This is a genomic window from Alcaligenes sp. SJTW-7 (assembly GCF_047716895.1).
GTDB classification, from domain to species: Bacteria; Pseudomonadota; Gammaproteobacteria; order Burkholderiales; family Burkholderiaceae_B; genus Alcaligenes; species Alcaligenes ammonioxydans.
The window spans coordinates 3,089,600-3,102,992 of record NZ_CP136682.1 but is presented as its reverse complement, the minus strand read 5'-3'; the positions used below and the strand labels follow the sequence as shown (position 1 = coordinate 3,102,992).

Here is a 13,393-nt window from a genome sequence, read left to right as displayed (position 1 = left end):
TCAGCATACTGATAGATATTGTTGGGGGGTCAAACGATTGACCTTATGTAAATCAATAATTTAGGGAATATTTACGGTGAAACGTATTAAAAAAATAGCACTGGAGGAGCACTTCAACGCCGTGGGCTTTGAGGATTATTCCAAGGCCTTTGTCAAACATATCGACAGTGCCGACGCGCGCGAACTGATGGCCCGTTTGCAGGACTTTGACGCGCAGCGTCTGGAAGTGATGGACCGCGCTGGCATCGAGTATGTCGTGCTGTCCCAGACCGGTCCTGGCGTGCAGGTGGAAAAAGACGTGTCAGTGGCAATCGCGCGCGCTCGTCAGAATAATGATTTCCTGGCACAGCAAATTGCACACCACCCCGATCGTCTGGGTGGTTTTGCCACTTTGCCCATGCAGGACCCGGCAGCCGCCGCGCAGGAGTTGACGCGTGCCGTGCAGGATTTGGGTCTGAAAGGGGCCCTGGTCAACGGTCACACCCATGGCGTGTATTACGACAGCCGCGAATATGACGCGTTTTGGGAAACCGTGCAGAAGCTGGATGTGCCCTTCTACCTGCATCCCTTTGATGCCTATGAAATGCCACACGCTTATTCCGGCCACCCGGAGCTGATGGGCGCAACCTGGGGGTGGGGGGTAGAGACCGGTACCCACGCATTGCGCATGTTGTTCGGTGGTGTGTTTGACCGCTGCCCGGAAGTGAAGCTGGTGCTGGGGCATATGGGCGAAGGCCTGCCATTTCAGCGCTGGCGCTACGACAGCCGTTTTGCGGTCTACCCACACGGTGTCACCCTGAAGCGCAAGCCGTCCGAGTACATCGGCAGCAATATTCTGATCACCACTTCTGGTGTCTGTTCCGCCCCGACCCTGATGGGCGCGATTGGTGAAATGGGCGCCGAGGCCGTGTTGTTCTCCGTGGACTACCCATATGAATCCACCGAGCTGGCTGCCGATTTCATCGAGTCAGCGCCGATGGATGACAAGACCCGCGAGCTGGTGTGTTACGGCAACGCGGCTCGTCTGTTCAAGCTGGACCGGAGCTAAGGATGAGCACATTTTTGTATGGCGGCCATGTTCACGCCAATGGCATTCGTCAGCATTACCTGCGTTACGGTGGCTCCGTCGGTGGGCGCGATCAGCGTCCTGCGGTCATCATTGTTCCCGGCATTACCAGCCCGGCGGTGACCTGGGGTTTTGTGGGCGAGCAGTTTGGCCAGCACTTTGACACCTATATTCAGGACGTGCGTGGCCGTGGTTTGAGCGAAGCGGCCGAAGGCATGGACTACAGCCTGGATGCGCAGGCCGATGACCTGATTGCCTTGGCCCAGGCCCTGGGCCTGAAAGACTACATCGTGGTCGGTCATTCCATGGGTGCCCGCATTGGTTTGCGTGCCGCGCACAAGAACAGCGAAGGTTTGAACCGTCTGGTGATGGTGGACCCGCCCGTCTCCGGCCCTGGTCGTCGTGCCTACCCGGCCAAGCTGCCCTGGTACGTGGATTCCATGGCGATGGCCCGCAAAGGGTGTACCGCAGAAGACATGCGTGCCTTTTGCCCGACCTGGACGGAAGAACAATTGCAATTGCGTGCCCAGTGGCTGCACACCTGCCACGAGCCGGCGATTCTGGCCAGCTTTGAAGGTTTCCACACCGACGATATCCACGTGGACTTCCCGCACTTGACGGTGCCCGCCTTGTTGATGACGGCCGAGCGTGGCGATGTGGTGCGTGATGAAGATGTAGCCGAGATTGAGCAGTTGGCCCCGGGCGTTCAGCACGTTCGTGTGCCCAATGCCGGCCACATGATCCCTTGGGATAACGAAGCAGGCTTTTACGAAGCCTTTGGTGACTTCCTGGGCCAGCGCCTGGTGTGATGTTGAAAGGGCCGCATGGGCGGCCCGTTGTGATGCAGAGGTTCCGCCTCAGTGCCGGAGCCTCTCACAAGGAGAGACAAGATGGCAGTTAGTGATTATCAACTCATCGAGGCCTGGCAAGAAGTGCTGCGCCTGTCCAAGCTGGAGGCGGGTCAAACGGTGACTTTGCTGACTAGCTCGACCACGCACCCGCAGACCCTGCAGTGCGCGCAGATTGCCGCCCAGTCCATGGGAGCGATTGTCAATCGCCTGGACTTGTTGCCGGTCAACGCGGAAAAAGCCTTGAGCCGTGACTCGCTGGCGTACTTGGGTACCACGCCCTTGACGGGTAATGAGGCGGCGATCGCCGCCTTGAAGGCCAGTGATCTGGTGCTGGACCTGATGACCCTGTTGTTCTCGCCCGAGCAGATCGACATTCTGAAGTCGGGTACCAAGATTTTGCTGGCCGTGGAGCCACCTGAAATTCTGGTTCGCACGGTGCCCACCGAAGCCGATCGTGCACGCGTGACCGCGGCAGCGGCCTTGATCAAGGCCGCCAAGGAGATGAGCATTACCTCTCCTGCCGGTACCAATCTGCGTTGCCCGCTCGGTGAGTTCCCGGCGATTCGTGAATACGGTTTTGTGGACGAGCCGGGTCGGTGGGATCACTGGCCCAGCGGCTTTGTGCTGACCTGGCCCAATGAGCGGGGTACCAACGGCACCATCGTGATCGACAAGGGCGACATCCTGTTGCCACAGAAGAAGTACTCGACCGAACAGATCATTCTGACCGTGGAAAACGGCTACGCCACCAAGATTGAAGGGGGGGTCGAAGCCGAGCTGCTGGACGAGTATATGAAGTCCTTCAACGATCCCGAAGGTTACGCGATCTCCCACATTGGCTGGGGTCTGCAACCGCGTTGTCACTGGTCTACGCTGGGCCTGTACTCGCGCGAGAACACCATTGGTATGGATGCCCGCGCGTTCGAGGGCAACTTCCTGTTCTCTCTGGGCCCAAACAACGAGGCGGGCGGCAATCGCACGACGGCCTGCCACATTGATATTCCTTTGCGCCATTGCACGGTCAGCCTGGATGGCCGGGCGGTGGTGCGTGATGGCAAAGTACTGGATGGAGGTGTTGGTGAGTACGAATGAAGGAGCGGTGTACGCTCAACAAGGGTTTGGATCGACGCTGGAGCCTCAAGCTCCCTACGGCTTGTTGATTATTGATCTGGTGAATGGTTTTGCTGACCCGGCGGTGTTTGGTGGCGGCAATATTCCTGAGGCGATCGCGAGCACACAGAAGTTGCTGGCAACGGCGCGTGAGCAGGGCTGGCCGGTGGCGCACACACGTATCGTGTATGCCGACGATGGCGCTGATCACAATATCTTCAGCATCAAAGTCCCCGGCATGCTGGGTCTGACCGAAGATGCGCACAACAGCCACATCGTGCCGGAGCTGGCTCCTGCACCGGGTGAATTTATTGTTCGCAAGAACGTGCCGTCGGCGTTTTTTGGTACGCCCCTGGCGGCGTGGCTGACCCAGCGTGGCGTGCAAACACTGCTGGTGGCGGGTGCGGTGACCAGTGGTTGCGTGCGCTCCAGCGTGGTCGATGCAATGCAACTGGGTTTTCGCCCCCTGGTGGTGTCGGACTGCGTGGGTGATCGGGCAATTGGCCCGCATGAGGCCAACCTGTTCGATATGCGTCAGAAGTACGCCACGGTGGCGACGCGTGAAGAGGCCATGAAATTGATAGGTCTTTAAAGCGATTCAAGCTCTTGCATGTTTGAGAAGAACAAGATGGTTCATCATGGCCTGGATGGGCGTCCGTGCTTGATGGACATGAGTCGTCGTTAACAAGTCTGTCTCGATAGTCTTGTGATTGAGTATCGATGGTCTGCCGCTTGGGGGCGGGCTATCGGACCTGTGCCCCTGGGAGCCGTATGGCTCTCGGGGGCTTTTTTATTTCTGGTCGCCTTATGGGTTTGCAGGGCTTGCTGTCACCGGACTTGAGTAAGGGGATGGTATATCGACAGATTGTCTGTCGGGAGGGCTGTCTTGTGAATCTTTTTAAGAAGGGTGTGGTGGAGCTTTGGGAGCACTAGAGGAGTTCTTCTGGACGTTGCTGTTTGGGCTTTGTGTCAGAGAGGGGGAGCTTTCTTGTGGGGCCCGTGTTCGGCTTGTCTTGGCGGGTCCCTTGCCCACGCTGCGCGTGGGTGCCCTTGTCAGAGTCCCGGGGCGGGCGGGTCGTGAACTCGGAGCGCGGTTTGTCCCCCGGACAAACCGCAAGCGTGCTCCTCAAACAGCGCGACCCTTGCCTCCCACCCCGGTACTCTGCCCGCGGCAAGGGCCCTGACTCGCCCGCCAAGCCGAACACGGGCCCCACAAGAAAACAAGCAACATTGTTTAAAGCCCAAACGACACTGGCAGAGGGGAGTGGAGGGTAGGGACTCAGATTGGATGGGTGGAGAACGGAAGGGGAGATGGGGTTTGCTTTGGCAAAGACCAAAGGCCAAAGGCTTGCAGCTTGTCAATTTAAATTGCGGGGCTTTTGATGGTTTCTTTGTGTTTGGAGGGAATGTAAAACTCATCGTGACAGTGGAGTGTTTGAGGGAGAGGTGATCGTTGCGTGTGGGAGAGAGCTAATGTTCTTTATGCTCATCTGCTTACTGCCTATGGCTTATTACGCGAAGCAGATCGCTAGGCGCTTAGGAAACGCAGAAGAGCAAGGTAAAGGGCCCTATTTGTTCAAAGAGCCTGTAAGAGATGGGTAGATAAAAAGCCATCGTGAGCCGTTCAGTCGGTCTGCTGGGGTGTCAGGGCGGATCAGAGTACTTGCCGCGGGCAGGAGATAGCGTAGGGGTGCAAGCATCCTGCTGTTTGAGCGGGGCGTTTGTGGTCCGTCCGGGGGACGAACCACCCCGCGAGTTCAGGATGCGCCCGTAGCTATCTCCTGACAAGGGCACCGGTGTGCAGCACCGGCAAGTGCTCAGCCCGGATACCCCAGCAGGCCGACTGAATGGCGTTTTCACAGAGACCTTTTATTCCCGACCCTGACTAAGCTGAATGTCCCCAGGCCTGATAGTCCTCCCAAGCCTGCGCTACCCGTCGTAAAGACTCATATCTCTGACACTGCGCCAGCCATAAGCCCTGTGCCCAGTAAATAAGCAAAAAAAAGCACCCCTCAACAAAGAAGAGTGCTTAAAAGAATCAGAAAACCCTCTGACTCAAGTGGCTCGGAAACAGCACACAAAAAACGGTTTTAAAAATACAGGCAGACACCAGGTCTAGACGGGGAACACCAGATCGTTCGCCAGAATGGACGTATCAAAAATCACCTGACGCTCCTTGAGCATCAAACGACCGTCCACACGTGTGAACGTATCGAAGTAATTGCCCACCAGATGCACGGTAGAAGGCCCTTCCACCAGCGTTTGCATCAGCATGAAATTGGCCTCGGCTTCCAGATCGCCATTGTCAGCCTCGCTGATGACTCGTACATCGGTGACCAGATGCAGCATGTAGCGCGGGGCGTACATCTGCGTGCGAGCAATCGCCACGGCACGATCGTGCATCATGTCGCGACCTTCTGCATAAACCAGACCCACGGGCAGATTCAGATCTGCGTTCTCGCGTGAGGTCACCCGGTACAAGGCATCCTGCACAAAAAACATTGGCCAGTCTTCGACATTGCCCCGATCCAAGGTGGCACAGTACTCGGCATTGAACAGCTCGATTTCCGCCTTCAGGGTCACAGCACGCTCAAGAGGCACCTGGGCAGGTTTGAAAGAAAAATCCATTTTCATAAGTCAGCTCGTCTTACAGATCCATCACTTGGCGGTAGTACTGGTACATGGAGCGAATGGCCGCTTCCGAGATCAGCGTATTGGACGTGCCCAGCTTGCTCTCATCCAGCTTGATGATGTTCACCTCGCTACTGGAACGACGTACGCCTTCTTGCACAAATTTCATGGCCTCGTTGTCTTCCAGGCCCAGGAAACCGGCCGGTCCCATCAGGTTGCCCTGACGTAGACGATGTCGCGTCATCTCCTCAGTGTCGTCCTCATAGCCGAACATGGTCCATTGCATGATCAGGCTGTTGGGGCCATTGGGGACAATCTGACGCACGCCCAAGGTGTTCATTTCACGCTGAACAATCAGGTTGGGCCAGATGGTCTGCATGGTTACTGACCAAGGCGAATCAAACTCTTTGATGTAGTCCAGGAAACGTTCGTCGCGCAGACGCATATCGTCCACAAAGGAACGCATTTCCTTCTTGTTGTCCTCGCTGACCTCGGCGTACTTGTCCTCGGACTTGGCCGAAGCCATATAGCCATGACGGCCATGCACAGGGTCCACATACATCTGCGATTTGTTGCCCGCTACGAGCAGGCCAAAGACCACCAGGAACGAATGCAGCAAGGTCGCGTGGTAGGGGTCCTTCAGATTCTCGTGGTACATCTTCCAGTTGCAAGGCAGCTCGTTGCGGTAGTAACCCAGAATCTTGAGTTTCTTGCCGGGAAACACGGCCTCAAAGTCCTTCAGAATCTCAGGGGTCAGGTACTCCGTAATCGGCTCGACCTTATCGCTGTAGGACGCAAAAATCACCCCATTGTGCGTTGTCACATGCAGCTTTTTCAGGCCATGCTCGGAATTTTTGAAACTGCGCGGCATGCCGCCTTCTTTATTGGCGCCGCGCTTGAAGGGAATGCCTTGCAGGTCGCCCTTCAGGCTGTAGGACCACTGGTGGTAGGGACACACAAACTCATTAGTGTTGCCCTGGTTGTGGCGACAGAACTCAGCGCCACGGTGTGCACAGCGATTTTCGAAAACGTTGATGCTGCCATCTTCGGCACGAGCGACCACCACGGGTGTGGCGCCCACATACGAGCGCTTGTAGTCACCCGAATCGGGAATTTCGGCCTCCAGGGCCACGAAATTCCAGGTGTCACCGTGGAAAATCCGCTCCATCTCGCGGTTGTAGATGTCATTGCTGGTGTAGACCCAATCGGGAATCGTGTTGAGTACATCCTCGGGCCAGGTGCATTGCTCGACAGGGCGGTCTTTGGACCCGACCGTCTGGCCTATCACCGTTTGCGTCTGATACATGGGGTTCTCCTCTGATAACTCTTTAATGAATCGTGATGACAAGGCGGCGCAGGCCGCTTCTGTTTTTTAGACGTGGGCTGTACGCAGCGCTTCTTTCACGTACTGGCGCAGCTTGGTCGATGGGTCCAGCACGATAGCTGGATCGACGGGCACGTTCTGCTCCATGATGCTGCGCAAGGCGCGCAAGTCCGCTCCGGCATTGACGGCGATTGCATGTCGCAAATAGGGGCCTTCGAAAGCCAATAGCATGAAGCTGATGGCATCGGCCTGGCTGTCCATGACGCCGCGTACCTGATAGTCCAGATCCGGACTGCCCTGACCGAGCATCTGAATGTTGCAACCGAGCACATCTGTCCAGAACCAGCTCACGGGCGCGGCAGGCGCTGGCTGTGCGGCAATCACATGGGCCACCTGACGGGCTTGCTCGTTGGCGTTCTGCCAGGATTCCGTGCGAGTGCGCACCGCCGTGTCGGGGCAAATCTGTGTGGTGCAATCGCCTGCGGCATAAATGCCCGCCACACTGGTGCGGCCCTGACGATCCACAATAATCCCGGCGGTCATCTCGTCTACGGCAATGCCGCTGGCTCGGGCCAAGGCGGAGTTGGCGGTCAGGCCAGCGGCGACCAGCGCTACATCACCCTGTAAACGCTGACCATCCTTAAGCTCCAGTTCAACCGGATGTTCCTTGTCCGTTGCAAAATGAGCCTGGCTTACCCCCTGGCCCAAACATACCGTGATACCTTGCGATTCAAAGCGCTCCAGCAACCAATGCGATAGCAGGGCAGGGGCGTTGCGGGCCAGCAAGCGCTCATTTGCCTCAACCACGGTGACCTGTGCACCGGTTTCATGGGCGGTCGAGGCCAGCTCCAGACCCATGAAGCCTCCGCCAATCACCAGCACACGCACGCCTGGATGCAAACGGGCCTGCACACGCAAGGCATCATCCAGCGTGCGCAGGTACAAGGCGTTAGCCTGGGTCGCAGGCAGCAGCGCCAGTTCGCGGGCCGCGCCGCCCGTGGCGAGCACGGCGTGTTCAAAACTCCAGGTTTGACCATTGCTCAGGTGGGCTTGGCGTGACGCACAATCGAGAGAGTGCACCGAGGTGCCCAGTACAAGCTCAATATTCTGTTCTTGATAGAACTCGGCCTTTTGCAGGAAAACGCTTTCGGTGGACGCGCTGGCTTTGAGCACGTCTTTGGACAGTGGTGGGCGCTCGTAGGGAAGGTGAGTCTCCTCCCCTACCACGGTAATGCTGCCGCTATAGCCCAGGCCGCGCAGTTCGCGTGCCAGTACCGACGCCGCTTGGCCTGCGCCGATGATCAGTACGGAGGTGTGGTGTGCCATGATGTTGCTGGTTTCGTCCGCTGGAAAAAACTCAGGCCTGACTGAGGTCGGCCAAAATATCATTGCCTTCAATGCGTAACGGATAGACCTTGATATCCACCGTGGCCGGCGCGTTCATGGCCTTGCCCGTGCGCAAACAGAACTTGGCCTGATGCAGGGGGCATTCCACACAGCCATCTTCCAGATAGCCGTCAGAGAGCAGGGCATATTGGTGGGTACAGACGTTGTCGGTCAGGTAGAACTCGTCGTCCAGTTTATGCAGGGCCAATTTCTTGCCTTGCCAGTCGATAGCCAGGGACTCTTCGTTGTCGATGGCGTCGGTTTCGGAAATTTTTATCCAGTTCAAAGTCGTCTCCAGATTATGCATTCAATTTAGTCAGTATACTGTATAAATTGAAAAATAAAATATCGTTTTTATAAGGGATTGCGCTAGTTGAGGCTTAAGCTATTGATGCGTCTTTCCTTTATCCCATCAAGGACATGCGTCAGTAGTTTCCCTGCTTGACCAAAAATTAATTAATCAGCACACTTACTATTATCGAAGCGGTAAATGTGAATTTCACAGGGCAGTGACACCGCTTGGAACGTCCGTCTGGCCCCTCGGGGGGGACGGTTTGGCAAGGTTTGGACCGCTGCTGTCCGGGCATCAGGCCAGACTGGCGGGCACAACCCAGACCCCTGTCGAGCAAGGGGTGTAAATACATTAAAAAATACAAAGAGGTGAGTGATGGAGCGTCGTAGTTTTCTGTTGAAATCGGCAACGGTCGCCGGTGCGGGTCTGGCAGCGGTAGCTGCCCCTGCAATTGCACAAAACAGTCCCACCGTGCGCTGGCGCATGTCCACCGGCTGGCCCAAAAGCCTGGACACCATTTATGGCTCGGCCGAGGCACTGTGCAAACGTGTCAGCGAACTGACCGAGGGCAAATTCGAGATTCGCGCTTTTCCCGGTGGTGAACTGGTGCCTTACGCGCAGAATATGGATGCCATCAGCAATGGTACCGTCGAATGCAATCACGTGCTCAGTACCGCTTTTGTGGGCAAGAACACCGCCGTGACGTTTGACACTGGCCTGTCGTTTGGCATGAATGCCCGTCAGCACAATTCCTGGATCCACTACGGTGGCGGCCTGAAATTGCTGCGTGACATGTACAGCCAATACAACATCGTGAACTTTGTAGCCGGTAACGTGGGCGTGCAGATGGGGGGCTGGTTCCGCAAGGAAATCAAGGACCTGGAAAGTCTGCAGGGCCTGAAGATGCGCATCGGTGGAATTGGCGGCATGGTCTTGTCCAAACTGGGCGCGGTGCCTCAGCAGATTCCTCCCAGCGATATTTACTCCTCGCTGGAAAAAGGCACGATTGACGCTGCCGAGTGGATTGGGCCTTACGACGACGAAAAGCTGGGCTTGAACAAAGTTGCTCCCTTCTACTATTCCCCCGGTTGGTTTGAAGGCAGTGCGTCCTTGACCTCCATGGTCAATAAAGATGCCTGGGAAGCATTGCCTGCCAATTTCAAGGCTGCTTTCGAGACCGCCTGTAACGAGCAGTCCATGCTGTGCCTGGCCAAATACGATGCCCTGAACCCCGGCGCCCTGCGCAAGCTAGTGGCCGATGGCGCCAAACTGCGCTACTTCCCCAAAGACGTCATGAAGGCTGCCTACGACAAGTCTCAGGAGCTGTGGAAGGAGTTGTCGGATAGCAACGCCGATTTTGCCAAGATTTATCCAAGCTGGAAGACCTTCCAGGAGCAGGAAGCCAGTTGGTTCCGGGTGGCAGAAAGCGCCCTGGACAACTTCACTTTCAGCGAGTTGGGCAAGCGCGGTTAAGCAGTACATTCTTAAGGTAGTGAAATGAGTCAGCACAGTCACCCGTCAAGCCTGGGTGGCCAAGGAGTGGGCGCGCGCGTTCTTCGCAAGGAGGATGCGCGCCATCTCAATGGCCGGGGCAACTTCATCGGCAACATGACCATGCCGGGGCTGCAGGAAGTCGCCTTCTTGCGCAGTCCCATGGCCCATGCCCGAATTCGTCAGATCAATATTGAAGACAGGGCACGTGCGCAGGTGATTACCCGCGCCGATATGCCCGATTGTCAGGATATTTACGCCGCTTCCACCCTGCCCAGTTATCAGTCCTCCCGCATGCCACCGCTGGCCTTGGGCAGCGTGCGCTATGTTGGCGAACCCGTTGCCCTGGCCTTTGGTGAAAGCCGTGCCGTGGCTGAGGACATTCTGGAGCAGATAGAGGCTCTGTACGATGAGTTGCCGGTCTATGGCAGCGTTCAGGCGTCCTTGGCCGCGCAAGGTGAGCTGTTGCATGAAGGCTGGCAGGACAATGTATTTGTGACCTTGCGCTCAGACATTGCTTTTGAAGAGCATGCCGCCCGTGCCGACCGCGTGATCGAGCATTCGGTCAGTCTGTCGCGACAGTGCATGTTGCCGATGGAAGGCAAAGCGGTACTGGCGTATTGGGACTTCCAGGCCGATCAACTGGTGGTGTATTGCGGCAGTCAGATCCCTCACATGCACCGCACCGGTATTGCCCAGTTCCTGGGGATGGATCAGGCGCAGGTGCGTGTGATTTCTCCTGATGTGGGCGGTGCCTTTGGTTATAAGTGCGTGCTGCATCAGGAAGAGCTGTGTGTGGCCTGGCTGGCCAAGACCTTTCGCAAGCCGTTCCGTTTCATGGAAGACCGCCGCGAGCATTTGATTGCGGGGGCCAATACCCGGGAGCACCAGTACCGGCTCAAAGCACACATCAGCGATGAAGGCCGTTTGCTGGCTCTGGATGCCGAAATTGATATTGATGGCGGAGCGTATTCCGTCTGGCCCTTTACGGTGGGTCTGGAGGTCGGTCAAGCCTTGGGCAATCTGCCCGGCCCTTACGATTTTCGGGGGTACCGCTGCCGCACGCGCGGCGTGGGAACCAACAAGCCGGGCTTTATGCCGTATCGCGGCGTTGCCCGCACGGGTGTTTGCCTGGCCATTGAACAGATGATGGATCAGATCGCGCTGGCGGTAGGCAAGACCCCGTGGGAAATCCGCCTGATGAATCTGGTGCAAGGCGGACAAATGCCTTATGTCAACGTGGCCAATAAGCACTACGACTCGGGCAATTACCCGGAAAGCCTGCGCCGCGCCTTGGCGGCCGTCGATGTGGATGGGGTACTGGCGCGTCAGGCCCAGGGCGAACCGGATGGCCGCCTTATTGGTCTGGGGGTGGCGTCCTACACCGAACAGTCCGCGCACGGCACCTCTGTGTTTGCCAGCTGGGGGACAGCAGTCATTCCCGGTTTCGACCAGGCCTTTGTCCGCATGACGCCGGATGGTGGTTTGGAGGTGCGCGTGGGAGTGCATTCGCATGGCCAGGGTATGGAAACCTCTTTTGCTCAAATCGCCAGCGAAATCCTGGGCATTGCCGTAGAACGCATCAAAGTGGTGCATGGGGATACCGGCCGCACGCCGTTTTCCACCGGCACTTACGCCTCGCGCTCGCTGGTGATGTCGGGCGGCGCAGTCTCGAAAGCCTGTAAGGCATTGCTGCCGCGTGTGCGCAAGATTGCCGCCCATATGCTCAATGCCGATGAGGACAGTCTGCAGCATCAGGGCGACACGTTCAGCGCCCAGGGTCGTCAGGTCAGCATCGCTCAAGTGGCTGATGCTTGGTACATCAACCCGCAGTATTTGCCAGAGGATGTGGACCCGCAGGGTCTGGAACTGTCCGTGGGTTACAAGCCCAAGGTCGATACCGGCAGTTTTACCTATGCCAGCAATGCCGTGGTGGTGGCGGTTGATCCGCGCACGGGCGGGGTGGAGGTGCTCAAGTATGTGGTGGTCGAAGACTGTGGCGTGATGATCAACCCCATGATTGTGGAAGGGCAAACGATTGGCGGGATTGCCCAGGGGATCGGCACCGCTTTGTATGAAGAGATGCCTTACGACGAGTTCGGGCAGCCATTGGCATCGACCTTGGCCGACTATGTCATGCCAGGTGCCTGCGAAGTGCCCAATATCCATATCGAACACATGGAAAGCCCCTCGCCCAATACCGAGTTCGGTGCCAAGGGCATGGGAGAGGGTGGGGCGATTGCGCCGCCGGCCGCCATCATGTCCGCCATCAATAATGCATTGCGCTCGACGGGGGCACAGGTCTCGCATACGCCTGTGACACCGCATCGGCTGCTGAGCGCCATTCGCGCCGCCGCCCCGTGCGCCACTCAGCAATACAAACAGCCCGTGTCGGAGGTGCAGGCATGAAGGCCGCCAAGTTTGAATACGAACAGGCCCGCAGCCTGAAACAGATCCAGCAAGCCTATGGCAGCGACCCGTCGGCGCTGCGCCTGATGGGGGGCAGCCAGTCTCTGGGCCCTATGTTGAATCTGCGTTTGGTGCGTCCCGGCCGTGTTCTGGATGTGTCGGCTGTGCCGGAGCTGCGTCAGGTACAGGCTGCACAGGGATGGGTGCGTATTGGTGCCGCCGTCACGCATGCCGAGATTGAGGACGGGGTCCACGAGCTGCTGCGCGGTCACATGATGCAGAAAGTGGCCGGTCGTATCGCGTACCGGGGCGTGCGCAATCGTGGCACCCTGGGCGGCAGTCTCGCGCATGCAGACCCAGCTGCCGATTGGGTGCTGACCTGTACCGCCTTGGGCGCACGCATTAATGTGCGTGGTCCCCACGGTAGCCGCAGCGTGCCCATGAGTGAATTCATGCTGGCCGCCTATACCACGGTGCTGGAGGCCGGTGAGTTCATCGAGTCCGTGGATGTGCCCGAGGTATCAGGTTCGGCTCGCTGGGGCTATTACAAGTTCACCCGTAAAGTGGGCGAGTTTGCCGATGCCAGTTGTGCCTGTTACTTCGATCCGGCCACGCGCATCGCCAAAGTGGTGATGGGGGCAATGGAAGGCGCGCCGCGCTCCGTGCCCGAACTGGCTGTCAAGGTGGCGGCACAAGGAGCGGCCGTTCTGGACGGGGACACGATTGCAGCGGCCTTGCAGCCGTATCTGGCACAACGGGATGAGGCCCATCAGGTGCTGTTCCGTACGGTCGTAGAGCGCAGCCTGAAGCAGGCGCTGGGCGTGAAAGGTTAA

11 protein-coding genes are annotated in these 13,393 nt (G+C 57.6%); 7 read left to right on the top strand and 4 right to left on the bottom strand.

The features are described 5' to 3' along the window. Positions 1-76: 76 nt before the first annotated feature. From RSQ48_RS14045 to RSQ48_RS14030, 4 genes are all read left to right on the top strand, one after another. Complete coding sequence (locus tag RSQ48_RS14045) at positions 77-1,048, top strand: amidohydrolase family protein (protein WP_059318290.1); 972 nt, start codon at positions 77-79, stop codon at positions 1,046-1,048. A 2-nt stretch (positions 1,049-1,050) separates the two neighbouring features. Further along, positions 1,051-1,875, top strand: coding sequence for an alpha/beta fold hydrolase (locus RSQ48_RS14040; protein WP_131070868.1), 825 nt, complete (start codon positions 1,051-1,053; stop codon positions 1,873-1,875). Between the two features lie 81 nt (positions 1,876-1,956). Continuing rightward, positions 1,957-3,009 (top strand): 2,5-dihydroxypyridine 5,6-dioxygenase, encoded by a 1,053-nt coding sequence (locus RSQ48_RS14035; RefSeq protein WP_240209613.1) that lies wholly within the window; start codon positions 1,957-1,959, stop codon positions 3,007-3,009. A gap of 7 nt (positions 3,010-3,016) precedes the next feature. After that, entirely contained in the window at positions 3,017-3,619 is a 603-nt protein-coding gene (locus RSQ48_RS14030) for an N-carbamoylsarcosine amidohydrolase (RefSeq protein WP_415302359.1), read from the top strand. Between the two features lie 1,523 nt (positions 3,620-5,142). Here the strand turns inward: RSQ48_RS14030 and RSQ48_RS14025 are convergent. From RSQ48_RS14025 to RSQ48_RS14010, 4 genes are all read right to left on the bottom strand, one after another. Continuing rightward, the gene (locus RSQ48_RS14025; RefSeq protein WP_003802207.1) at positions 5,143-5,661 is read right to left on the bottom strand and encodes an aromatic-ring-hydroxylating dioxygenase subunit beta; all 519 of its coding nucleotides are present in this window, start codon (positions 5,659-5,661) and stop codon (positions 5,143-5,145) included. A gap of 13 nt (positions 5,662-5,674) precedes the next feature. Further along, the gene (locus RSQ48_RS14020; RefSeq protein WP_003802208.1) at positions 5,675-6,964 is read right to left on the bottom strand and encodes an aromatic ring-hydroxylating dioxygenase subunit alpha; all 1,290 of its coding nucleotides are present in this window, start codon (positions 6,962-6,964) and stop codon (positions 5,675-5,677) included. A gap of 66 nt (positions 6,965-7,030) precedes the next feature. After that, entirely contained in the window at positions 7,031-8,308 is a 1,278-nt protein-coding gene (locus RSQ48_RS14015) for an NAD(P)/FAD-dependent oxidoreductase (RefSeq protein ID WP_415301907.1), read from the bottom strand. A gap of 31 nt (positions 8,309-8,339) precedes the next feature. Continuing rightward, positions 8,340-8,654 (bottom strand): non-heme iron oxygenase ferredoxin subunit, encoded by a 315-nt coding sequence (locus RSQ48_RS14010; RefSeq protein ID WP_003802212.1) that lies wholly within the window; start codon positions 8,652-8,654, stop codon positions 8,340-8,342. Between the two features lie 381 nt (positions 8,655-9,035). Here RSQ48_RS14010 and RSQ48_RS14005 point away from each other — a divergent pair, with 381 nt between their 5' ends. The 3 genes from RSQ48_RS14005 to RSQ48_RS13995 are packed head-to-tail and all read left to right on the top strand — an operon-like array spanning position 9,036 to position 13,393. Further along, positions 9,036-10,133 carry a TRAP transporter substrate-binding protein gene (locus RSQ48_RS14005; RefSeq protein ID WP_003802214.1) on the top strand — a complete coding sequence of 366 codons (1,098 nt, stop codon included), beginning with the start codon at positions 9,036-9,038 and terminating at the stop codon, positions 10,131-10,133. 24 nt (positions 10,134-10,157) lie between these two features. Next, positions 10,158-12,560 (top strand): xanthine dehydrogenase family protein molybdopterin-binding subunit, encoded by a 2,403-nt coding sequence (locus tag RSQ48_RS14000; protein ID WP_003802217.1) that lies wholly within the window; start codon positions 10,158-10,160, stop codon positions 12,558-12,560. Further along, positions 12,557-13,393, top strand: coding sequence for an FAD binding domain-containing protein (locus RSQ48_RS13995; protein ID WP_059318866.1), 837 nt, complete (start codon positions 12,557-12,559; stop codon positions 13,391-13,393). The genes RSQ48_RS14000 and RSQ48_RS13995 overlap by 4 nt, the downstream gene beginning before the upstream one ends.